The 21,677-nt window shown below is 59.3% G+C and carries 18 protein-coding genes; 6 read left to right on the top strand and 12 right to left on the bottom strand.

The features are described from left to right. Positions 1–49: 49 nt before the first annotated feature. From CS006_RS10060 to cbiM, 4 genes are all read right to left on the bottom strand, one after another. On the bottom strand, positions 50–1,456 hold the full coding sequence (locus CS006_RS10060) for an LLM class flavin-dependent oxidoreductase (protein WP_207760042.1): 1,407 nt from the start codon (positions 1,454–1,456) through the stop codon (positions 50–52). Between the two features lie 190 nt (positions 1,457–1,646). Continuing rightward, positions 1,647–2,393, bottom strand: a complete 747-nt coding sequence (locus tag CS006_RS10065; RefSeq protein WP_100511698.1) for an energy-coupling factor ABC transporter ATP-binding protein — start codon at positions 2,391–2,393, stop codon at positions 1,647–1,649. An 86-nt stretch (positions 2,394–2,479) separates the two neighbouring features. Next, a complete protein-coding gene (locus tag CS006_RS10070) occupies positions 2,480–3,319 on the bottom strand; it encodes an energy-coupling factor transporter transmembrane component T (protein WP_100511699.1) in 840 nt (279 codons plus the stop codon). Next, positions 3,316–4,386 (bottom strand): cobalt transporter CbiM, encoded by a 1,071-nt coding sequence (gene cbiM / locus CS006_RS10075; RefSeq protein ID WP_207760043.1) that lies wholly within the window; start codon positions 4,384–4,386, stop codon positions 3,316–3,318. The genes CS006_RS10070 and cbiM overlap by 4 nt, the downstream gene beginning before the upstream one ends. Positions 4,387–4,642: 256 nt before the next feature. On the opposite strand from cbiM, the gene CS006_RS10080 reads away from it, so the two are divergent. The 4 genes from CS006_RS10080 to CS006_RS10095 are packed head-to-tail and all read left to right on the top strand — an operon-like array spanning position 4,643 to position 7,896. Continuing rightward, positions 4,643–5,320 (top strand): urease accessory protein UreE, encoded by a 678-nt coding sequence (locus CS006_RS10080; protein WP_100511700.1) that lies wholly within the window; start codon positions 4,643–4,645, stop codon positions 5,318–5,320. Between the two features lie 23 nt (positions 5,321–5,343). Further along, positions 5,344–6,192 (top strand): urease accessory protein UreF, encoded by an 849-nt coding sequence (locus tag CS006_RS10085; RefSeq protein ID WP_243387067.1) that lies wholly within the window; start codon positions 5,344–5,346, stop codon positions 6,190–6,192. 42 nt (positions 6,193–6,234) lie between these two features. Continuing rightward, the gene (gene ureG, locus CS006_RS10090; protein WP_100511701.1) at positions 6,235–6,843 is read left to right on the top strand and encodes an urease accessory protein UreG; all 609 of its coding nucleotides are present in this window, start codon (positions 6,235–6,237) and stop codon (positions 6,841–6,843) included. A 48-nt stretch (positions 6,844–6,891) separates the two neighbouring features. Then, positions 6,892–7,896 carry an urease accessory protein UreD gene (locus CS006_RS10095; RefSeq protein WP_100511702.1) on the top strand — a complete coding sequence of 335 codons (1,005 nt, stop codon included), beginning with the start codon at positions 6,892–6,894 and terminating at the stop codon, positions 7,894–7,896. 81 nt (positions 7,897–7,977) lie between these two features. Here CS006_RS10095 and ureC read toward each other — a convergent pair whose 3' ends face one another. The 4 genes from ureC to CS006_RS10115 form a co-directional block, all read right to left on the bottom strand. Then, complete coding sequence (gene ureC / locus CS006_RS10100; protein ID WP_100511703.1) at positions 7,978–9,702, bottom strand: urease subunit alpha; 1,725 nt, start codon at positions 9,700–9,702, stop codon at positions 7,978–7,980. Between the two features lie 121 nt (positions 9,703–9,823). Further along, positions 9,824–10,504: an urease subunit gamma gene (ureA, locus tag CS006_RS10105; RefSeq protein WP_100511704.1), complete on the bottom strand. Its 681-nt coding sequence runs from the start codon at positions 10,502–10,504 to the stop codon at positions 9,824–9,826. 153 nt (positions 10,505–10,657) lie between these two features. Beyond that, positions 10,658–12,433: an ATP-binding protein gene (locus CS006_RS10110; protein WP_100511705.1), complete on the bottom strand. Its 1,776-nt coding sequence runs from the start codon at positions 12,431–12,433 to the stop codon at positions 10,658–10,660. Further along, entirely contained in the window at positions 12,426–13,532 is a 1,107-nt protein-coding gene (locus CS006_RS10115) for a DNA cytosine methyltransferase (RefSeq protein WP_207760044.1), read from the bottom strand. Before CS006_RS10115 ends, CS006_RS10110 begins: the two co-directional genes overlap by 8 nt. 197 nt (positions 13,533–13,729) lie before the next feature. Here CS006_RS10115 and dcm point away from each other — a divergent pair, with 197 nt between their 5' ends. Both dcm and CS006_RS10125 read left to right on the top strand, forming a co-directional pair. Then, positions 13,730–14,989: a DNA (cytosine-5-)-methyltransferase gene (gene dcm / locus CS006_RS10120; RefSeq protein WP_279324836.1), complete on the top strand. Its 1,260-nt coding sequence runs from the start codon at positions 13,730–13,732 to the stop codon at positions 14,987–14,989. A gap of 58 nt (positions 14,990–15,047) precedes the next feature. Then, entirely contained in the window at positions 15,048–16,466 is a 1,419-nt protein-coding gene (locus CS006_RS10125; protein WP_100511707.1) for an MvaI/BcnI family restriction endonuclease, read from the top strand. Positions 16,467–16,625: 159 nt separating this feature from the next. Here CS006_RS10125 and CS006_RS10130 read toward each other — a convergent pair whose 3' ends face one another. From CS006_RS10130 to urtC, 4 genes are all read right to left on the bottom strand, one after another. After that, the gene (locus tag CS006_RS10130; protein WP_165777348.1) at positions 16,626–17,918 is read right to left on the bottom strand and encodes an ATP-binding protein; all 1,293 of its coding nucleotides are present in this window, start codon (positions 17,916–17,918) and stop codon (positions 16,626–16,628) included. Positions 17,919–18,835: 917 nt separating this feature from the next. After that, positions 18,836–19,537, bottom strand: a complete 702-nt coding sequence (locus CS006_RS10135; RefSeq protein ID WP_243387078.1) for an ATP-binding cassette domain-containing protein — start codon at positions 19,535–19,537, stop codon at positions 18,836–18,838. Next, positions 19,537–20,517: an urea ABC transporter ATP-binding protein UrtD gene (gene urtD, locus CS006_RS10140; protein WP_243387089.1), complete on the bottom strand. Its 981-nt coding sequence runs from the start codon at positions 20,515–20,517 to the stop codon at positions 19,537–19,539. Before urtD ends, CS006_RS10135 begins: the two co-directional genes overlap by 1 nt. Beyond that, the gene (gene urtC, locus CS006_RS10145) at positions 20,514–21,671 is read right to left on the bottom strand and encodes an urea ABC transporter permease subunit UrtC (protein WP_100511709.1); all 1,158 of its coding nucleotides are present in this window, start codon (positions 21,669–21,671) and stop codon (positions 20,514–20,516) included. The genes urtD and urtC overlap by 4 nt, the downstream gene beginning before the upstream one ends. Positions 21,672–21,677 lie beyond the last annotated feature (6 nt).

The raw sequence follows: 21,677 nt of genomic DNA on the forward strand, positions 1-21,677 counted from the left end.
GTAATGCGCGCAAACAAGCACCCACAACTCGAGTTTTCGGCGTAAAGAACTACTTCGACACCTTGTACCGGTAGCCGCGGTGGTTCGGGTTGAGGTAGTCGCCCTTGCCGAAGAGCTTGTTGCGCAGCGTGCCGGGCGTGTATTCGGTCTGGTAGACGCCACGCTCCTGCAGGATCGGCACCACGTAGTCGATGATGTCCTCGAACGTGCCGGGGTTGGTCACGTAGGCAAGGTTGAAGCCGTCCACGTCGGTGAGTTCGGCGATGCGCTGCAGTTCGTCGGCCACCTGCTCGCCGGAGCCGACGATGACCGGGCTGTTGCCGCCGATGGCGCGGCGCACGGCGATGTCGCGCACCGTCCAGCGCCTGCCGTCGTCGCCGGTCACCTTCTGCATGTTGGCGGCCGTGGACTGGATGGCGTTGGAGTCGATGTCGTCAAGCGGCTGGTCGAGGTCGTACTTCGAAAGGTCGGTGCCAATCCAGCCGGAGTAGAGCGTGAGCGCGCCTTCGGTGGAGGCGTAGCGCTCGTAGTCGTGGTACTTGTCCCACGCCTCCTGCTCGGTGTTCGCGGTGATGGCGGTAAGCATCATGAAGATGCGGGCGTCGTAGCGGCCACGGCCGGCGGCCTCCAATGCGTCGCGCACCTTCTTCACCTGCGGGGCGATGAGTTCGGGCGTCGGGCCGGTGACGAAGATGGCCTCGGCGTTCTCGGCCGCGAACTTGATGCCGCGCGGCGAGGTGCCGGCCTGGAAGATCACGGGCGTGCGCTGCGGCGACGGCTCGCACAGGTGGATGCCCGGCACGTCGAAGTATTCGCCGTGGTGGTTGATCTCATGCACCTTCGTGGGGTCAGCGTACACGTCGTTCGCCTTGTCCTTCACGACGGCGTCGTCTTCCCACGAGCCCTCCCAGAGCTTGTAGAGCACCTCGAGGTATTCGTCGGCGTAGTCGTAGCGCTTGTCATGCGGGATGTCCTGCTGGCCCATGTTGCGCAGCGCGGACGGCAGGTAGCCGGTCACGACGTTCCATCCCACACGGCCGTTCGTCAGATGGTCGAGCGAGCTCATGCGGCGGGCGAACGTGTACGGATGCTCGTAGAACACGCCGGCCGTCACGCCGAAGCCGAGGTTCTCGGTGGCCACCGACATGGCCGAGACCAGCGTGGTCGGGTCGTTGATGGGCAGCTGCGAGGCGGTGCGCAGTGCGGAGTCCACGTTGCCGCCGTACACGTCGAAGTATCCGACGAGGTCGGCGATGAACATCGAATCGAACTTGCCGCGTTCGAACAGTTTCGCCAGTTCGACCCAGTGGTTGATGTCGGTGTAGTCGGCGGAACGGTCGCCGGGGTAGCGCCACATGCCGGACGACTGATGGCCCACGCAGTCCTTGACGAATCCGTTGAAGTGAATCTGTCGTTTGGCTGCGTTCGATTCGGTGCTGGCGGCGTTGTTCCCCACTGCGGCGTCCTTTCATGGCGGCATCCCCACGGCATCGTTCACCGGGGATGCGTTTGACGATTTCGGCGCGCACCTCCCCCGGCGCGCGTCATGGCTATCGCCATTATGACGCCCGCGCACGGGTCGAAACCGCCAAAATCGCCAACCGCCGTATAGACGTTGCTTATCAGCGCTTATCAAGCCGCGGAATTCAGCGCCGGCCTTCCACGGAACCGTTGACGGGGTCTTCGGAGTCGTCGATGGGACGGACGGCAATGCGGCGGGAATGCAGCGCTTCGACGATGTCGTGATGATGGGTGGAGACGAGGATGGTCTTGCCGGCGGCGACGAATTGGTTGAGCACACGCACGACGAGGGCGGTGTTGCGTTCGTCGAGTCCGTCGGTGGGTTCGTCGAGCACGAGCAGGTCGGGATTGAGCGACATGCAGCAGGCGATGGCGACGCGTTTCTTCTCGCCGCCGCTCAGCCGGTACGGCGCGCGGTCGGCGAAGCGTTCGAGCTCGAACAGGCGCAGCACGTCGCGGGTCCGTCGCCGGATCTCATCGTCCGGCAATCCCATCTGCGCGGGACCGAACGCTATCTCCTCCTCCACCGAGGGGCAGAACAACTGGGTTTCGGAGTTCTGGAACACGAAGCCGATGCGCTGGTGCAGCCGCTTGGCGAACGCCTTGTCGGCAAGCGCGGCTTTGGTGATGGTCTCGCCGTCGAATCGGTATTCGCCGGAGTCGAGGAATTCCAGACCGTTGAGAATACGCATGATGGTGGTCTTGCCGCTGCCGTTGGGACCGAGCAATGCCACGGACTCACTGCGGCCTATGGTCATATCGAAGTCGCGCAGCACTTCACGCGGAGGGTCGCCTTCCACGCCCGGATAGGCGAAACATGCCCCACGCAGCTCCACCAGGGGCCGTTCCGCCTCGCGCACCGTGCTCACCATTGCTCCTTACATCTCGAAAAGCTCGAATCCGGCTTCGACCATGCCAATCGCCGGTCTCGTCTCCGGCATTGTCACCGGCAGGTCGGCTACCCGAAATATACCGCCATCGCAATCATCACAGCAATCATGACCGCATAGACTGCGTTCGCCGCAGTCAGCCAACGTTGCTTCGGTATGCGGTATTCGCCTTCGAATCCTCGGCAGAGCATGGATTCGCCCATCTCCCTGGCGCGCCGATTCGCCAGCAGGAACACGGCGCCGAGCACATGACCGGCCGAGGCCATTTTGCGCCGGTCGCGTCCGACGCTGCGCAGACTCAGCGAGTCGAGTAGCATCAGCATCGACCGGCCGAGGATGTCGATGAACTGGATGGTCACATCACAGACATACACCACCGAGTTCGGCACATGCAGGCCGCGAAGTCCTGCGATCAGACGGTTCCACGGCACTGTTCTCGCCAATCCGACGGTCAGCGACACGGTGATGAACGCCCTGATGAACAGCCGCATCGGAGAACCGTACTGCCCGAGGAATATCGCCGGCAGGGCGACCAGCGCGCTCAGCACGGCGACCCCCAGACCGGCGAATACCACGGTCCGCATCAGCCGGACCGGTCTCACGGCCAGCACCGCCAACACCACGGCCAATACCATGTAGTCGAATGTCATATTGCGGGTCATATTGACGCAGACGATGGCGGCCATCAATCCCAACAACCGCAACGACGCGGAGACGTTTCCGAGCGCCCTGTCAATCGGACCGTCCACGAGTCCGGGCTGGCCGCCATCGGCAACGGCGGCCAGCGCCCTGCCGAATGCGCCAAGGTTCTTCTCCACGAACGTCGATCGATCATCGGCCGGTTCATAGGATTCGGAGACGCCCAGCCAATCGGGGAACGACGTCGATTCCCCATCCACTCCGGTCACGCCGTCTTCTTACCGTTCGCGCCGCCGACCGCAGCACCCAGCAGACGGAACACAATGGTCATCACGGCGATGCCGATGACGGCGCAGAGTATATAGCCGGCCCAGGCGGGCAGCCCCTGCATGGAGTAGTCCGGCAGCAGGGCGTTCCACGAGAACCCGTTGGCAATCTGGTCGGGCACATACGTCAACCCCGTTGCGGCCTTGAATTCCTCGGCTCCCCATTCGCCGTACGCGGTGCCGGTGGCCAGCAGTCCGATGGGAGAGATGACGGCCAGTGCTCCCAGGCCAATCCACACCGGCGTCTTCAGACCGCTTGCGCCACGAGCCGCATCGGCTTCGCCGTCGACTTTCCCAAGCCCCGCACCGGCATCGGCCACGATCTCCGGAGCCGCATGACGCACGAATTCCACGACCGCCACGGTCACGATTCCCTCGACGATGCTCGCCATGAGCAGGTGCGGAATCAGCATGGCCGGCACCGCAATCGCCATCGGATACGGGAAGTACAGCGCCTGACCGGCGGCATCATGGAACAGCACCGGCTGCATGCCGAGCTCCAGCGCCACCATCAGCGCAGCCGCCGTAAGGCCGACGTATGCGCCGGCGAACACCGCCACGCGGTTCTTCCATCCGTTATCAAGTATCTTTTGCAATAACACATATACACCGTAAGCCACGAACGGCAGTACGAACGCCATGTTGAAGCAGTTCGCGCCATAGGTGATCAGTCCGCCGTCACCGAACAGCAGCGCCTGCAGCAGCAACGCCACCGAAACGGCGACCGTCGCGTACTGCGGTCCGAGCAGGATGGCGATGAGCGATCCGCCGACCGCATGCGCCGTGGTGCCGCCGGGGCACGGCACGTTGAACATCATGACAAGGAACGAGAACGCCGCGCCCGCGCCGAGATACGCCATCTTCTCGTGGTTCGCGTGCGTCATCACGTATTTCAGGCACAATGCCCAAACCGGAATCATGATGAGGAAGAACACCAGCCCCGTCGACGGCGACAGATAATTATCGGGAATGTGCATCGCCAGCGTGGCGGTGTTGTCGAACGTGGTCATTTGCGGCCCTTTCCTTCAGGATTTCGGGCCCAAAGACCCGAGAAATATGGTAGACAAGCCGATTTCACGTGTGTAAACACCACATATCCAATGCATCGTTTCGTTGAAATCCCAACGAAAATCAGGCATATCGGCATATGGGACACGCCGACGGGGCAACGGTCGCCATCGGTGATTTTCCCGTTACATAAGCGGTTTTTTTCGGCATTATTCTTGGCGGCAGATTTTCATGGCGACGCTTGCGAAAGGAATTCATATGATAGCTGACCACATCAGCGGCAACATCATCGAGAACCCGCCCAAGGACGGCAAGCTGAGCGTGCCCATCACGTTCGACTGGTTCGAGACCGACAAGAAGCGCATGGCCAAGGTGGCCGAGGACGGCACCGAGTTCGGCGTGATGGTCGGCCGGACCATCAAGGACGGCGACGTGCTCGCCGAAACCGACGACAAGCGCTACTACGCGAAGATCAACACCGCGCAGCTCATCGAAATCCCCGTCTCGTCGATGAAGGAGATGGGCCGTCTGTGCTTCGAGCTCGGCAACCGCCACCTGAGCCTGAAGGTGGAGGACGACCGCGTGCTCGTGCCGTACGACCATCCGACGATGGAATACACGAAGAAGATCGGCTTCGAGCCGCACATCATCGAAGGTGGATTCGACGGATTCCTCATCGTCAAGGCGCATGCCGGTTCGGGCACCATCATCCCCGGCACGAACAAGACCACGGGCGATGTGGCCGAGGAGGAGCAGGAGGCCGCAGCCGACGAGGCGTGGAAGAGCGAGCACGCCGACGGCCACGAGCACGGCGGACATCATCATGGTCACGCCGAACACGAGCATGCGGTCGGCGAATACGAGGTCAACGGCGTGCTGCATCGCCCCGACGGCACGCACAGCCACGACGGCGGCCACACCTGGCACAAGCACTGATTCCATCCACGAAGGAAGCCCTCATGCCACGAGTCGCATCACACGCATCCGTCACCGCAACGCCGCCCATGAGCGACGACGAGATTGAATCGCGCCATCTCGCCATGCTGCAGGTGTGCGACAGCGTGTTCCCCATCGGCGCGTTCGCCTTGTCGAACGGCATGGAGACGTTCGTGCAGCGCGACTTCCTTCGCAAGGGTCCTGATTTCGAGCAGTATCTCAAGAACTATCTCGAGGTGGCGCCGTACAAGGAGATCGGCCAGATGGTCATCGCCGGCAAGTACGCGCAGGATGCGCGGCTTTCCGCGAAAGGCCTGGAACGCAGGCTCACCGAACTGGACGAGCTGGCGTCGGCGCTGCAATCCGCGCGCGAGATTCGCGAGGGCAGCGAGCGCATGTGCGCCCGCCTCATCAAGCTCGTCGACAAGATGGATGCGGGGCAGAGCGCGGGTAACGCCGGCAACGTCAGATCGGACGCGGCCGGCCGGAACACGCACCCCGACGATGCCGGCATCGAATCTCGCAGTCCGCATCTGTCGACGTATCGCTCGCTCATCGCCGCCGGTCGTTGCCGCGGTCTGCATTCCATCGCGATGGGCCTGTACGCGGCCGATCATGCGGCGAGTCTGCGCAGTGCAGCGGTCACCTATGGCTATTCGCTCATCAGCGCGCTCACCATGTGCGCGGCGAAGGCGATTCCGCTTAGCCAGTTCGCCGGCCAGGTGGCGCTGCACGACTCGTTCCCGAATCTCGTGCATGCGGTCGATGTGGCGTTCACGCTCAAACCCGACGACCTCGGTATTTCCGGTGCCTATCTCGACATCGCCGCCATGCAGCACGAAACCCTGTATTCAAGGCTCTACATGAGCTGACCGCACACGCTGCACCACACCAAACAACCAAAGGAGAATCCCATGTCATACGTACGCATCGGCGTCGCCGGCCCGGTCGGTTCCGGCAAGACCGCCCTCATCGAGCGCCTGACCCGCAAGATGGCCGACGAATACAGCATCTGCGTGGTCACGAACGACATCTACACCAAGGAGGACGCCGAGTTCCTCATCGCGAATTCCCGCCTGCCCGAGGACCGCATCGTCGGCGTGGAGACGGGCGGATGCCCGCACACCGCCATCCGTGAGGACTGCTCGATGAATCTTGAGGCGTGCGAGGCCATGGCCGAGGCGCATCCGGACGTCGACATCATCTTCGTGGAATCGGGCGGCGACAATCTTTCCGCCACGTTCAGCCCCGACCTCGCCGACGCCACGATCTACGTGATCGCCACGGACGAGGGCGACAAGATCCCGCGCAAGGGCGGCCCGGGCGTCACCCGCTCCGACCTGCTGGTCATCAACAAGGCCGATCTGGCGCCGCTCGTGCACGCCGACCTCGACGTGATGGCCCGCGACAGCAAGAAGATGCGTGGCAATCGCCCGTACATCTTCACCGATCTGATGGGCGGCGCCGGCGTGGACGACGTCATCAACTGGATTAAGAAGGACGTCCTCTTCGAAGGCAAATAATCCGTTCATTCCACGCCATAGCCCATGCCTTAGATTTCGAGGATCACCATGCCCAGCAGCACCTTCCGTCTTGCCACCGCGTTCCGCAACGGCCGGACCAAAATCGACGACGTGTATTTCGAGGCGCCGTTCAAGCTCATGACGCCGTTCGTGAACGGACGTCATGCCGACTTCATCGTGATGCTCGCCTCGCCTGGTTTTCTCAAGGGCGATGACGCGCATATCGTATGTGATTTCGGCCCCGGCACCGATTCCACGTTGAAGACGCAAAGCTACGAGAAGGTACTGGACACGGCCGACGGCGAGGCGAACCGCACGATCGACCTGACCGCGCGCGGCGACGCGAAGGCCGTGTTCCTGCCGTTCCCAGTGATTCCGTTCCATAACAGCACGTTTACGAATGTAACCCAAGCACATATCAGTCCCGAGTCGACGTTCGTGTATGCGGACGTGGTGACGTGCGGGCGCGTGGGCATGGGCGAGCGCTGGCGGATGCGCCGCTTCACGAACCGGCTGAGGGTGACGGTCGATGAGTCGTTGGCGTCGGACGACTATCGGAGGGCCTTGGGCGAGACTCCGGAAGAGCGGCCGAAGCGTGGCCGACCGCGTAAGCCGGAGCATCGTTCGCGGCTCGTGTTCGCGGACCGGCTGCTGCTCGAACCCGAGCATTTCGACTACGAGGAGATGGGCATGTGGCGCGAGTACACGCACTGCGGCGTGCTGTATGCCCACATTCCCGAAACCGACCCCGGCTATGACCCCGATGCGCTGGCCGACGCCGAGCATTCGCCGTATGCCGCGTCGTCGGGTGCGGCGACCGGTTCCAAGGACCCGAGGCTGATTCCCGATGTACGGCAGCGCATCGCCGCAGCACGTACGGCCGCCGAGGATGCGCAGATCGACCGCATCCGTGCGTTCGCGGAGGAAACGGGCTTCGAAGGCGAATTCGGCGCAAGCCGCGTCACGAACGGCATCTGCGTACGCATTCTCACCAAACGCGGCGACGACGCCTTCGACTTCATCAAGTCGGCCGCCGACATCATCTCCGCATAAGACGATATTCCTCTTTCCCGGTTTCCCGGTCTGGGGCTGGCTCAGTCAATCTCAGCCAGCCCCAACCGGCACCAGCCGGTCTCAGAACAGGAAGTAGCGCTGCGTAAGCGGCAGCTCGTTCGCCGGATCGGAGTGAATGAGCTCGCCGTCGACCGTCACCTGGAACGTTTCGGGGTTCACCTGGATGTCGGCCAACGTGTCGTTGAACTTGAGGTCCTTCTTGCCCACCGTGCGGCAGCCGTGCACCGGCAGCACCTGACGCTGCAGACCGAGCTTGCCCTTGATGTCGTCGTCGATGGCGGCCTGCGACACGAACGTCGCGCAGGAGCTGCCCAACGCACGGCCCAGAGCGCCGAACATGTCGCGGTAGTACACGGGTTCCGGCGTCGGGATGGAGGCGTTGGCGTCGCCCATGCGCGAGTAGGCGATGGATCCGCCCTTGATGACCATTTCGGGCTTGGCGCCGAACATGGCCGGCTGCCACAGCACGAGGTCCGCCATCTTGCCGACCTCCACGGAGCCGACGTAGTCGGCGATGCCGTGCGTGATGGCCGGGTTGATGGTGAACTTCGAGACGTAGCGCTTCACGCGGAAGTTGTCGTTGCGGTTGTTGTCGTGCTCGTCTTCGGGGAGCGGGCCGCGCTGCTTCTTCATCTTGTCGGCGGTCTGGATGGTGCGGGTGATGACCTCGCCCACGCGACCCATGGCCTGCGAGTCGGAGCTCATCATGGAGATGATGCCCATGTCGTGCAGCACGTCCTCCGCGCCGATGGTCTCGGGGCGGATTCGCGAGTCGGCGAACGAGATGTCCTCGGGAACGTTGCGGTCGAGATGATGGCAGACCATCATCATGTCGAGATGCTCGTCGACGGTGTTGCGCGTGAACGGCATGGTCGGGTTCGTGGAGCTCGGCAGCACGTTGGGGAAGCCGGCCGCACGGATGATGTCGGGCGCGTGGCCGCCGCCCGCGCCCTCGGTGTGGTACGTGTGGATGGCGCGTCCCTTGAACGCGGCGATGGTGTCTTCCACGCAGCCGCCCTCGTTCAGGGTGTCGGTGTGGATGGCCACCTGCACGTCCATTTCGTCGGCGACGCCGAGGCAGGTGTCGATGACAGCGGGCGTGGAACCCCAGTCCTCATGAATCTTCAGGCCCGCGGCGCCGGCGCGAATCTGCTCGCGCAGCGGTTCGGGCGAGGAGTCGTTGCCCTTGCCGAGGTACGCGATGTTGACGGGCAACGCTTCCGCCGCCTCGATCATGCGGGCCAGGTGGAAGGCGCCGGGGTTGCAGGTGGTTGCATTGGTGCCGTCGGCCGGGCCGGTGCCGCCGCCGACCATGGTGGTCACGCCGCCGGCGAGCGCGGTGCGCACCTGCTGCGGCGAGATGAAGTGGATGTGGGTGTCGAGTCCGCCGGCCGTTACAATCATGCCTTCGCCGGCGAGCGCCTCGGTGCCGGAGCCGACGGCCAGGCCGGGCGTGACGCCGTCCATGGTCTGCGGATTGCCGGCCTTGCCGATGGCCGAAATCTTGCCGTTCTTGATGCCGATGTCGGCCTTGTAGATGCCGGTGTAGTCGACGATGAGGGCGTTGGTGATGACGGTGTCGGGCGATTCGGCGTCGAGCTGCACGGAGCTTTGGCCCATGCCGTCGCGGAATGATTTGCCGCCGCCGAACTTGAGTTCGTCGCCGTAGTTCGTGTAGTCCTTTTCGACTTCGATAATGAGGTCGGTGTCGCCGAGGCGTACGCGGTCGCCCGTCGTCGGGCCGAACATGCCGGCGTAGTCGCTGCGTGTAATCGTCTTGCTCATGATTTCAAGTCCTTACCGTTGTTGTCGGCTCCCCTCCCCGAGGGGAGCTGTCGGCCGTCAGGCTGACTGAGGGGAGCCCACGGATGCGGGCGAGAGAACGGCGAAGCCGTCTCCACCCAACTCACATCCCCAAAAATCCTTGTTCCTTGGCCTTGGCGAATGCGGCTTCGCGTACGGTCGGGTCGTCGAGCTTGCCGTCGACGAGGGCGCTGAAGCCGTGCACTTCGCGTGTGCCGGCGATGTCGATGAGCTGCACGCGATGCGATTCGCCCGGTTCGAAGCGCACGGCGGTGCCGGCGGGGATGTCGAGCCGCTTGCCGTAGGCGGCTTTGCGGTCGAACTTGAGGTATTTGTTGACTTCGAAGAAGTGGAAGTGCGAGCCGATCTGGATCGGACGGTCGGCGGTGTTGACCACGTCGAGTTCGATGCTTTCACGGCCGGCGTTGATGGTGAGGTCGCCGTCGGCGAAGAAGTATTCGCCCGGCTTGAGCTTTTCGGTGGTTTCGATGGGGTTGTGCACGGAGACGAGCTTGGTGCCGTCGGGGAACGTGGCCTCGACCTCCACGACGTCGATCATCTCGGCCACGCCGTCCATCACGTCTTCGGGCTTGAGGAGCGTGCGGCCGTACTGCATGAGTTCGGCGACGGTCGCGCCCTCGCGCGCGCGTTCCACGCATTCGGAGCTGATGAGCGCCACAGCCTCCGGATAGTTGAGCTTCACGCCGCGGTTTTTCCGTTCCTTGGCAAGCTCGCCCGCCTGATGCAGCAGCAGCTTGTCGATCTCCCTAGGAGTAAGTCTCATCGGACCCCCATCGCCGTTGGTTGAAATTACCAGCAACTTTAAGCCTTCAATAAAAACATCACGTTTCTATAGCTCATGCGCCACGCATATGCACTTACCGTGCACTCACATCGCAGAATCTACACAGCGTTGCTTTCTGCAGAAACCTCTCACTCAAAGGGAAGGCAATAATAATCGCAATGTTTTACCCAATTCAGTCAACAATGAATTATTACCCCCTCCCTTGATAACTCTCGCTAAATACATCTGCTGAACCGCAGCTTGCTGGTTCGCTGGCACAGATTCCGTTTCATCAAGATTAAACTCTTCCCGCGCTATTCGCTGCCAACATTCTTTTGCATCATGAGGATCAGAAGGCAAATGCTGATTGCAAATGCGAAGTAACAGGTAATCCGGATTATCGCTACTTGGCAGAAAGGCAACATGATTACAAATCCATGCCAGAGTTTCTCTCATCGCCTGAAGGTCAAGCTCAGAGCTGTTATCATTCCCACCGTTGCGCAATATATATTTTTTTGATATTCCAATTTTCCCCAGTTCCGATTCAAGTTCATTATCAGGGACATCTTCAGGCTTCCGCAATGTCGTCTCAGGTTTCATATCCCCATCCAAAAGCACAAAGGACGAAGAGTGCGTCTGAGCAGAGACTGGAATGACACGTGTTTTGATGGTTCCCGCTCCACCAGGTACTGGGACTACCTTGATGGATTGTTGGTAATCTTTACTAATTAATTTTGCTGCCGTATTAACCAACATAGCGGCTAACTCATCCTCTACGAGAAAAGTCCTCTCTGGATAATTCATCCCCAATCGATTGAAAGCTTCTAGCGGAGACGCTTCCTGCGAGAGAACTGCAACCTTATGACTAATCGGATCAATGTCCAGCATTTTAATGGCCTCTGGCGGAAGCTCTTCAATAAGGGTGGGAGCATGAGTCGACATCACTACTTGATGACCATCAGTTTTACACTTTTTTGCCAAAAAACGCAGCAATTCTCTCTGTGCACTCGGATGCAGCGACGTCTCCGGCTCATCTAATAAGATGAGACTCCTGCTTTGCGTAGTGCAAAGCTGATGGACCAGCATAATTGCCGCGAATTCACCACTTCCTGCGTATGCTTCTGAATAGTCGCGATTTTCTGTGACGAGTTTAGCTGTATAACCCTCCACTCCGAAGAAATCATGTTTCACTAAGCTTATTTTTCTATATTCTCTTCCGAGAATCTTAGATACCGATGTACGTTCCACAGCGTCAAGTTCAACAGGAGGTTCAAGGATGCGATTAGCTCCATATAAGCGCTGCTCAGTCTCTAAAGTTTCTAGAGCTTTCTTGACATGGGGCGATGCTCTACGAACATTACGCTTCTTATCCTTAAGCTTATTTCTCTGATTTCGCCAATTAAAGCTGGTATAGATATCATATGCAGGCAGTTCCTGACGAAAGTCAAGATATAATACATGCTTCTCGACCGGACGCCAACGAGTTTGGCTACGGTACTGTGCGTCTTCTTTACGATAAGGAGGCATGGCCGCCATGCCATCCCTCTTACGTGGCTCGTCTGTTTCGAAGTAATCAGGATCATCTCGCCGCGCATTATTCACGCGCGTAAGCATCACCTCTGCATGCACATCCCGTCGAGGAATATAGCCATAGTAGTATCGTTGCTTACCGTTGTCTGCTTCCTCAATCGGATCCAAAGCTGTTTCAAACCAGTATCGGCCAATGTTATACCCATTAGGCGCCCCTTGAAGTGCTCTAAGGATGGAGCTCTTATTCACACCATTAGGCCCTACAATGGCCGTAATTGGATATGTGAAATTAATACGAGCACCAATCGATAAGTTTTTGAAGTGAGGAAAACATACGTACGATATAAAAGGAAAGAAATCTTCTTGATTCTTCCTCTTCAGAATGTCGAAATCATCCATGTCTTTCCGCTCTTTCTATATTGCGAAGGATACGCTGAGCAATCGCCTTCCCCAGGGGAATAGGAACAGCATTACCGATTTGTCTCGCTATAGAAACCTTGGACCCGACAAAACGGTGACTTTCCGGAAACCCTTGCAACAGCGACGCCTCATACAAAGTAAGCGCACGATCTTCATCAGGATGAAGATAACGTCCTTTTTCTGGTTTGAAAAACTCAGTCCTAATCGTCACCGATGGGGCATCCCAACGTAGGCGTCCCATGACATCTGTAGCACCTTTGGTATAGCCCTTCCAGCAAGGTGCTAACAGTCTCTCCGGAATATCAAAACGATTACCCCCAACAGGTATGAAACTAAATCGCGCAAGAGATAAATCAGAATATCTCCGTGTTAAATGTAATTCATGCGGAGCAAAGGCACCGGGGTAGGACTTCCCATTAAACTCAAAAAACCTTCCAGAGGGCAACTCAATTTGCGTTACATGGCTTTGTACATGCGACAAAGCATCTCTCACTGTCAACGGTTTTCCATCATTCGTCGGAACAGGGAAACCGGGATTGTCGCAGTCTCGACGATAGCCAATGACAACAGCTCTCTTGCGCAGTTGAGGAACTCCGTAATCTGCAGCATTAAGAATCTTAACCGTTAACAAATAATCAGAGAGAATCCCGTTCTTCCCCGTGCTCGCCAACAAAGCCTCATACTGCTTAGATTTCAAAAATGCCGGCACATTTTCCATAACAAAATATCGAGGCTTCGTTCTATTAATAGTTTCTGCATATTGTTGCCACAACATGTTGCGCTTATCTTCTTGATCGCGCTTGCCCAATGTTGAAAATCCTTGGCAGGGGGGGCCGCCAATAACGACATCAATATTTTGTGGCACATCACTTTCGACCAGCCATTCCTGAATAGGCACAGCATGCACAATGCCTTTCCCAAAGGAGGCTTCATATGAAGCAGCAGCAGATTGATCCATCTCCACTGCAGCCACGACGCAATAGCGTTCCGAGGCCTGATGAAAACCTTCGGATAGTCCACCAGCCCCGCAAAAGAGGTCTAAAATACAAATTTTACCTTCCCGACCAGCCATATCCATTTATATTACGTTACAATTTCTCGTCACTTCGACCAATAGACGAACAGCGTTCTTATTTTCACAATAAGATTTCCACTTTAGATTCATAGAGGGAGTTTTTGTCATCATAATGACATATATTCTTCCCTATGAGTAGCCTGATTCCCGAAAACGCCATTGATGATGCCGACGAGCTTATCTCCAAGTTGCGCGAGAGTATGACCCGACGCCAGCTGGCCGAGTCGCTCGGCCTGTCCACATCCACCGTGGAGCGCTGGGAGTCGGGCAAGGTCCAGTGCAAGCCCGCCTACGTCCCCGCGTTGCAGGAGCTGTACTACGGCACCACGCACGAGACCGGCACGGACTTCCGGACCATCGATCTGTTTGCCGGCATCGGCGGCATCCGCCGCGGCTTCGCGACCGCCGGCGGCCACGCCGTGTTCTCGTCCGAGTGGAACGAGTTCTCCACGCGCACCTACCGCACCAACTACGGGTTCGCCGAGACCATGGCCGGCGACATCACACAGGTGGACGCGAACGACATCCCGGACTGTGACGTGGTGCTCGCTGGCTTCCCGTGCCAGCCGTTCAGTCTGGCCGGCGTCTCGAAGAAGCGCAGCCTCGGACGGGAGACCGGCTTCCGCGACAAGACGCAGGGCACCCTGTTCTTCGACGTGGCGCGCATCATCGCGGCCAAGCGTCCCGCCGCGTTCCTCCTGGAGAACGTGAAGAACCTCACCAGCCATGACCGTGGTCGCACGTTCAAGGTCATCCTCGACGCACTGCAGAACGAGCTCGGCTACGAGGTGCACTGGAAGGTCGTCGACGGCCAGCACTTCGTGCCCCAGCACAGGGAGCGCATCTACATCGTCGGCTTCCGCTCTAGGACCGACTTCACATGGGACGATCTCAAGTTCCCGGACCATCAGCCGGTGCTCGCCGACATCCTCCACAAAACCGACGGCACCGAGCCCTATCTGCCGTGGGACGGCGACAAGTACTTCGACTTCGAGCACAAGAAGGTGCAGGACAAGTACACGCTCACCCCGCGTCTGTGGCAGTACCTTCAGGACTACAGGAAGAAGCACGAGGCTCTGGGCCACGGGTTCGGCTACGGGCTCGTCACCCCGGACATGGTGTCGCGCACCCTGTCCGCCCGCTACCACAAGGATGGCAGCGAGATTCTTATCTCCCAAGGCGACGAGCGCCCCCGCCGTCTGACGCCGCGCGAGTGCGCCCGTCTCATGGGCTACCCGGACGACTTCCGCATCCCCGTTTCGGACACGCAGGCCTACCGCCAGTTCGGCAACAGCGTGGTCGTGCCCGCCATCGCCGAGGTCGCGCGCATCATGCGCCCCCACATCCTCAAGGTCATGGCAGAGGGCGACCAAGGACTGATTCTGGACGATGCGGAAAGATCCGTGGACGAAATCCAGAAGGCCCGGGAGCTTGCCGTCGCCGGAGCCAGCGAGAACTAACCCTAAATGGCCGGTGTCGAGCCGGCCATTGTCTGTTGTTCGTGGGTATCGTGGTTGCATGTGCGATACCCACGTCAATGAAGCCCGCCAATGGTACGACACGGCCGACATCAGCCAGGTCAACGAACTGCTCGCCAACGCCGGTGCAAGCAGCATCTGGGTCAAAAGACTCGTCGCGAACAACAACTCCAAGCAGCAGATATGGCTGGCCAATGATCCATCGGATCTATCCTTCTTCCCGCTGGGGAAGCCGTCATATACTCCGGCAAAATCGCAGAAGAAAAAGGCCGGCAACCCGGTCATCCAGATTCCTGTGACGTGGCAATGGGTCACGCCGAATGGTCGGTTTGATGCCCCCGACGCGAAGCTCTGCTACTACCCGCAATATCCCGAGGTTCGTTTTTCCGGGTTTCTACGCGGCTGCAAGGAGGCCCCGTCCGAGCTGCTGAGTGAAACGAAACGCGGCCATGAAGTAAACCGCTGCCTGTTCCTAGGCCCGGTGAAGAATGCTTCCGGCGAAGTCGTTCGGATAGTGGCACTTGTGGTCGGGGCCGAATCCCCGGCGGCGCGGTACGTGCTCGGCATGGAGACCTTCGAGGCGGGGCACTTATGCCCGATCGTCTACCAGTCACAGCGTCAGCAGGACGAGTTCTCCACTCTCGAACGGGCCTTGGAGAACATCGTCGGCCGCAAAATCATTCCGTGGCGGCTTAACAATGACGGCACCATCGTCCAACCGTACGCTGCCCCCAATGCCCCCGGTCTCACGCTGGAGGCGGAGCTGGGCGTGGGGGAGAACGCCATTCCCGGACCGGACTTCGACATCTGGGAGCTTAAGGCCATCAAGCAGAAGTCTTTGGAACGCCGATACAACCACAAGGTCACGCTCTTCACCCCGCAGCCCGACCGCCCCGAAACAGGACGCCTGTCCACGGTCGACTTCGTACTCAAGTACGGGCATGTACACACCACTGACGAGGACGGCAACCCGACCAGTTACTATTTCACCTCCGGCGACATCCAGCGCGAAGGCGAGGACAAGCCGGGCGCGAAGCTCGAACTCGTTCTGGAAGGCTTCACCGACGCTAGGCACTTCGACCCCAACGGCATGATTGCCCTCTACGAGAAGGGCACGAGAAACCTCGCCGCCGGATGGTCGTACCTGAAGCTGCTCGGACACTGGCAGCGCAAGCACAACCGCGCCGCATACGTGCCTTACCTGAGCGAGAAGAACGACGGCGTCGCCACGGTCGAGTTCGGTCCGCTCATCACCCTCGGCATCTCCACCAGCTTCGGCCTGTTCCTCCAGGCGTTCAAGGACGGCAAGGCAGTCTACGACCCTGGCGACAAGGCAACCCTCGTGAACGGCAAATGGAAGCCGAAAGCCCGCAGCCAGTTCCGCATCAACCTCAACGACATCGCCGCCATCTACGGAGAAGTACGAGAAGTCGATATGCGAAATCATAAAACATACTAATGCTAAAGGCGATGTCATGGAAGCAGAACAAAAAAAGACAGACCGCACCAAGCTGATACCCAGAAATACGGATGCTTTTTTCTGGCCTTTCGCACGACAAGCCTCTCTACGTCAGCATCCTTAACCATCACACTTTTCCAACACAGCTTCGGTGCCTCTCTACTCCCCAACGCAGAACGCCGCATACAGCGGCACGCTGCGGACGCCGTTGTCGACCCCGAAATTCTTGGTCGAAAGACGCAGCGCCTCATCAGGTTCATACTTGCCTCGGTACACCGACAGGCTGCGCGATCTGGTGTTATCGGACGACTTCACCTCCACCGGCACACCGGCGGCGCTGTCGTTCATCTGCATGACGAAATCCACCTCGGCGGTGGCGCCGCTGGTCCAATACCGCAACGGAACACCATTGGCGCACATGCTCTGCGCAACATAGTTTTCCACGACACCGCCCAAGTCGACCCGTCGGCGGCGCTCCACATCCATCACCATGTCCTGACGCAATTCCGAACGGGCCGACAGCAAGCCGGTGTCTCCCATGTAGATTTTGAATGCCGCCGCATCCTCGTGCATGGCAAGCGGAAGCTGCCCACTGGAAACACGCACGCATCGCTCGACCAAACCGGCAGACAACAACCACGAAATCGCCGGAGCATATACCGACGCCCTTCCACCGGAACGCACAAGTTTGTACTGGAATTTATGATTTTCCTTTGCCAATTGCGCCGGAATACTGTTCCAGGTATCCCGTATGCGAGCGGTTTCCACCGGTGATGCATATTTGGCCATGTCGGCTGAGTACAAATCCAAAATATCCATCTGTAAAGCTCGGACCGCATCAAAACTGCCGCTACGGGCATATTCGGAAACGGCCTCAGGCATGCCGCCCACCAGAAGATATTGCCAAAATCGAGACATCATCTCGTCGTGCAGATAAAACGACTCACCGCTATGATAGCTTTCCCGAATCTCCGCGACCAACGCCCCTTCTCCGAGAGCATCCAAAAACTCGGCAAAATTCATCGGCCTTAAGGTCAGTGTCTGCACTTTCCCAACCGGGGCAGTAAATCCTTGCTGATTAACAGCGACCCCCAGCAGGCTTCCAGCAGCGACCACAGCAAGCTGCGGCATATCCTCCTGAAAATACTTCAAAGACGCCAACGCACGGTTGGAAGCCTGAATCTCATCCAAGAACAGCAGCGTATGCTCCGGGGCGATACGCATGCCGGAAATCTGCGACAGTCGACGAATCAACGTCCTGGGCTCAAGATCCTGTTCAAAAGCCTGACGAGCACGACCATCCCTCTCCAAGTCAAAGCGCACATAATCATTCGCAAATTCCGTCTTTGCGAACTCATTCAACAAGTAGGTCTTTCCTGTCTGACGAGCGCCATATACAAGCAGCGGCTTGTGGCTGGGAGCATTCTTCCATTCGGCAAGACGCTTCATCATATTCCTATGCATAGGTCATCAGCCCCTATCGCACCCATCGTCGCCAATACGCTTATATCTGAGTTATCTTCGGAAAAATGTCGCAAATGACATTTTTTGGTTGATAAAAATGTATTCTACTACTTTTTTTTGAAGATAACTTGCCGACACCGAAAAGTCACCGGAAAGGAAAACGACTCAGCAACGGTATGCGGCCGCCGCAAACGCCGACCGCGAACCCACCCTTTTATATCTTTTTATAAGTTTTATATCTTTTATAAGTTGGAAGACACAAAACCGGAGAAACGTTGATATTCCAACATTTTTGTCGCAACGGCACCAATCCCCGTTGCGACCCCTAAATGGACCCTTTAACTACCCTTTTCCTCAGATCACCGAGTTGCCTCAGCCAAGCGTCGGTAGATATCCGACGGCAGGTGACAGTTTCCGAAGCCTCGCACTCGGATGCCGGAGTCCGTGCGCTGATACACGATGCACATGTCGGCGAGGATGCCCCGGAACCGGCGATGCTGAAAATGGCAGGACCGCGAAAACACCCTTATTGACGAATCGTCATAGACCCTACTGATGAATCATCGGCATTCCTATTGATGAATTTGCATGAATCCTACTGATGAAATTACATAAACCCTACTGATGAATTTGCAGAACAAAACTAACAAATTCCACAAAACCGAACAACACATATGAACAACGCAGAAAAAGGCGGGGCGGTCGCTGCCACGGACAGTTACAGCAACGGCCGTCCCGCCGGAACAAACCTTCCCCGACGGGCTTCGATGCCGGCGTCGAGGAAGGAGTATTGAGAGGCGCCGCACAAGATGCAGCGCATCACACGGGTCCGAGGGCATCATGCGGGACGAACAGACCGTATGAACAGACCGTATGACACACGCATCCCGCAAGCCATGCAACGCCTACACGCGCATGGCTTCCTTTGCGGTCTCGACCTGGTCGGCGCCGCCCTTGCCGGAGGCGATGAACCGACCGGATGCGAGCACATGGTACGTGTCGCAGCGTTCGACGGCGAACTGCACCTTCTGTTCGACCAGCACGACGCCGATGCCGCGGTCCTCGACCATCGAACGGATCGAACGCTGGATGTCGGCCACGATGTTCGGCTGGATGCCTTCGGTCGGCTCGTCGAGAATCATGAGCTTCGGCCGCGTGATCAACGCCCTCGCGATCGAAAGCTGCTGCCGCTGGCCTCCGGACAGCAGACCGGCACGTCGACCGGCGAACTCCTTCAGCACGGGGAACGCCTCCACGGCCTCGTCATAGCGGGCCTGCGCCTCGGAACCATAGCGGTCGGCGACCACGTGCAGGTTCTCGTCGACGGTCATGGTGCCGAACGACTGCTGTCCCTGCGGCACGAACGCCATGCCCGCGCGGATGCGCTGGTTCGGCGCCGCCTTGGTCACGTCCTTGCCGTCGAATTTCACCGTGCCGCCGGTGGTGGGCAGCAGGCCGAGAATCGCCTTGAGCAGCGAGGTCTTGCCGGCGCCGTTGTTGCCGATGATGCTGACCCATTTGCCTTCGGGCACGTCGAAGCTGATGTCGTTGACCACGGTCACCTTGCCGTAGCCGGTGCTCAGCCCATTCACTTCCAACATTGCCATTAGTTTTCGCCTCCGCCCAGGTAAATACTTACGACTTCGTCGTTATTCTGAATTTCTTCAACCGAACCCTCGGCGAGGATCTCGCCCTGGTTGAGCACGGTGACGGAGTCGGCGAACTTGCGCATGAATTCCATGTCGTGTTCGACGATGATGACCGTGCGGTTGCGGCTGCATCGCTTGAGCAGCTCGCCGGTCTGCTGCCTCTCCTCCGGCGTCATGCCGGCGACGGGTTCGTCGAGCAGCAGCAGATGGGCGTCCTGCACGAGCAGCATGCCGATCTCGAGCCATTGCTTCTTGCCGTGCGGCAGGATGCCGGCCGGCTTGTAGGCGTCGGCGGTCAGGCCGGTGACGTCCATCATGTACTGGATGTTCTGCGAGACGCCCCTGACCGGTCGGAACAGGTCGCGCGTCTTCTTGCGGAAGCCTTCGGCCAGCTGCAGGTTCTCCAGCACCGACAGCTCCTCCACGACCGACGCGGTCTGGAAGGTGCGTCCGACGCCGAGTTTGACGATGTCGTTGGGCTTCCTGCCGAGCAGCTGCTCGCCGCGGAATTTGGCGGAGCCGGTCGCCGGCGTCAGGCCGGTGATCGCGTCGATGATGGTGGTCTTGCCGGCGCCGTTCGGGCCGATGAGGAATCGCAGATCGCCATGCTGCACCGTAAGGTTCAAGTCCTTGACGGCGACGAATCCGTCGAATTCCACGTGCAGGCCCTGGATTTCGAGATAGTCGCTCCACTGGCCGCCGCGGTCGTCGAGCACGGAGAGCTCGTCCTTCAGGTCCTGCATGCGCTTGCGTTCGGAGACGATCTCGTCCTTCATGCGGCTGACTTCGTCTCGCATCTGCCGGGCCTCGTCGCGCAGCTGCTGCGCCTCGGCGCGAAGCTGCGCGGCATCGGAAATATCGTTCTTTTCGGCCGTGTTCTTTTCGGCCGTGTTCTTTTCGGTCACGTCGCTCACCTCTTTCCTGCTGGTCCCGCTCATGCTTCCACCGCCTTGGCTCCCACGACGGCACCGGCTGCGGCCACGTCACCGGCCGTCGAGCCGGCCCCGCCACCGAATTTCTCCTTCAGCCACGGCCACAGATCCTTGGCCTGGCCGAGTCCGTATGGCGCGAACGCGATGACGAGGATGAAGATGAGGCCTTCGATGTACGTCCAGGCGGACGGATAGGCGTCCGACAGCTGCGTTTCGGCGAAGCGGATGAGCAGCGTGCCGACGACCGGGCCGAGCAGCGTGGTTCGTCCGCCGATCACCACGCCGGCGAGCATCAGGATCGACGGCGTCACGCCGATGTCGGACGGCGAGATGATGCCGACGACGGGCACGAACATCGCGCCGCCGATGCCGGCGAACATGGCCGCCAGCGAGAACGCGAACACCTTGATGGACGCGGGGTTGTAGCCGAGGAACTTCATGCGGTTCTCCTGGTCGCGCACGCCGATGATGAGCTCGCCCATGAACGACTTGCGGATCCAGCGCACGATAAGCACCATGGCCAGCACGAGGAACGCGCAGATGTAGTAGATCATCTGCTTGTTGGCCGGGTCGGTGAGGTCGTAGCCGAAGAATCCGGAGAAATCACTGAGGCCGTTGGCGCCGCCGGTGGTCTTGGACTGTCCGACGAGCAGCACGGAGAACGCCGCGACCAACGCCTGCGAAAGGATCGCGAAGTAGGCGCCGCGCACGCCGCGTCCGAACACGAGGATGCCGAGCACGGCGGCGATCGCGCCGGGAACGACGGCCACGCCGATCACGGCGACGACGGGATTGCGGAACAGGTCCCAGAATCCCGGCAGGTCGGTGATGCCGTACTGCGCCATGAAGTCGGGCACCTGGCCGGGACCGAGCTCCTCGAGTTTCAGATGAATGGCCATGACATATGCGCCGAGGCCAAAGAACAGGCCCTGTCCCAGCGTCAGCATGCCGCCCTGGCCCCAGGCCAGTCCGATGCCGACGGCCACCATCGCATAGCACAGATACTTCGACAGCAGACCGAGGCTGTAGCCGCTCAATACGGCCGGCATGAGGAAAATCAACGCCACGGTGACGACGATGCCCACCCATACACGATATTTTTCGAATACGGCGCCGGCCGACTTGTCGCTGCCGATGCCCTGAACGATGCCGTTGCTCATTGCAAT

Source organism: Bifidobacterium primatium, from assembly GCF_002802875.1.
Classification (GTDB): Bacteria; Actinomycetota; Actinomycetes; order Actinomycetales; family Bifidobacteriaceae; genus Galliscardovia; species Galliscardovia primatium.

Excerpts from the sequence above, each read along its gene's own strand:
- cbiM (WP_207760043.1), bottom strand. The coding sequence starts at position 4,386 with ATGACCACGTTCGACAACACCGCCACGCTGGCGATGCACATTCCCGAT.
- CS006_RS10085 (WP_243387067.1), top strand. The coding sequence starts at position 5,344 with ATGCCACGAGTCGCATCACACGCATCCGTCACCGCAACGCCGCCCATG.
- CS006_RS10130 (WP_165777348.1), bottom strand. The coding sequence starts at position 17,918 with ATGATGAAGCGTCTTGCCGAATGGAAGAATGCTCCCAGCCACAAGCCG.
- CS006_RS10095 (WP_100511702.1), top strand. The coding sequence starts at position 6,892 with ATGCCCAGCAGCACCTTCCGTCTTGCCACCGCGTTCCGCAACGGCCGG.
- CS006_RS10065 (WP_100511698.1), bottom strand. The coding sequence starts at position 2,393 with ATGGTGAGCACGGTGCGCGAGGCGGAACGGCCCCTGGTGGAGCTGCGT.
- urtC (WP_100511709.1), bottom strand. The coding sequence starts at position 21,671 with ATGAGCAACGGCATCGTTCAGGGCATCGGCAGCGACAAGTCGGCCGGC.
- CS006_RS10115 (WP_207760044.1), bottom strand. The coding sequence starts at position 13,532 with ATGGATATGGCTGGTCGGGAAGGTAAAATTTGTATTTTAGACCTCTTT.
- CS006_RS10110 (WP_100511705.1), bottom strand. The coding sequence starts at position 12,433 with ATGGATGATTTCGACATTCTGAAGAGGAAGAATCAAGAAGATTTCTTT.
- dcm (WP_279324836.1), top strand. The coding sequence starts at position 13,730 with ATGACCCGACGCCAGCTGGCCGAGTCGCTCGGCCTGTCCACATCCACC.
- CS006_RS10080 (WP_100511700.1), top strand. The coding sequence starts at position 4,643 with ATGATAGCTGACCACATCAGCGGCAACATCATCGAGAACCCGCCCAAG.
- ureG (WP_100511701.1), top strand. The coding sequence starts at position 6,235 with ATGTCATACGTACGCATCGGCGTCGCCGGCCCGGTCGGTTCCGGCAAG.
- CS006_RS10135 (WP_243387078.1), bottom strand. The coding sequence starts at position 19,537 with ATGGCAATGTTGGAAGTGAATGGGCTGAGCACCGGCTACGGCAAGGTG.
- urtD (WP_243387089.1), bottom strand. The coding sequence starts at position 20,517 with ATGAGCGGGACCAGCAGGAAAGAGGTGAGCGACGTGACCGAAAAGAAC.
- ureC (WP_100511703.1), bottom strand. The coding sequence starts at position 9,702 with ATGAGCAAGACGATTACACGCAGCGACTACGCCGGCATGTTCGGCCCG.
- CS006_RS10125 (WP_100511707.1), top strand. The coding sequence starts at position 15,048 with ATGTGCGATACCCACGTCAATGAAGCCCGCCAATGGTACGACACGGCC.
- ureA (WP_100511704.1), bottom strand. The coding sequence starts at position 10,504 with ATGAGACTTACTCCTAGGGAGATCGACAAGCTGCTGCTGCATCAGGCG.